Below are 818 nucleotides of genomic sequence, written 5' to 3'. Positions count from 1 at the left end.
ATTGTGTATATTAGATCGTTTTGCTTTGTACAAAAAACTCTTTGCATTCAACCTATGAAAAGAATTTTTATTCTGAGAGGAATGCATCCCATAAATGGTGTAACGTAAAATCCATTGAACACCACTATCTTTACGATTATGAAAGAAAAAGCTGGACCATCATTCTATTTGCCAGCTCCCAATATTGCTAAAGCCCTTGGCACTTGAGATGATTTATAAAAGGCATTTTTATCCCTTTCTTTATGTGTTTTTACTCACACATCACTTCTACTTATAACGTGTAAGCGAATGGTCTTGATTTATTCAAATAAATGGATTTGAAATGAGAGAATCTTATGATATTAAAGTTTCTTATCCAAGATGGATAAATGATAAATTATCCTTATAAAACAATACTTTGTACATCTCTTGAATACAAGTATTATTAGCGATAACTTATGTATTTTCACCCCATTCAACAAGCTAAGCTGTTTAGATCATAGCATCCCAGTTCTACAATTCTACAAAGTGAGACAAAAACGTAAAGTCTGACTCACACCATCCTTCATAGCATGACTCTTCGGAACCAAATCTTTGGCTTATTTCTTACAAAATCGTCTCTCTCGTACTGACCTTCTTTATAGAATTGCTGCACAATCTATAGTCTGCAAGCACAAGGATGAAAACAGACAAAAATAGCACCATCCCTGATAATTTCACCACCATAGTCTACATTCATAGTTCTTTGCGTATTCCTCAAAAACCGGATGCCAGATCCATTTCTGGTACCAAGCCTTGTAACATTTAAGGATGCTACGCCATTTTCCATAAATAAAGGA

The 818-nt window shown here is 34.2% G+C and carries 1 protein-coding gene; it reads right to left on the bottom strand.

Annotated elements, in window-relative coordinates; all coding sequences use genetic code 11:
* Nucleotides 1-637: 637 nt before the first annotated feature.
* On the bottom strand, nt 638-818 hold a 181-nt coding region (locus tag ACFINZ_RS09790; RefSeq protein WP_375701415.1), incomplete at its 5' end, for a hypothetical protein.

The sequence above is a fragment of the Bartonella sp. AA81SXKL genome, assembly GCF_042196945.1.
In the GTDB taxonomy this organism is placed as follows: Bacteria; Pseudomonadota; Alphaproteobacteria; order Rhizobiales; family Rhizobiaceae; genus Bartonella.
Note: the sequence above shows the minus strand (reverse complement) of the source record. Positions and strands in the feature narration are given on the sequence as shown.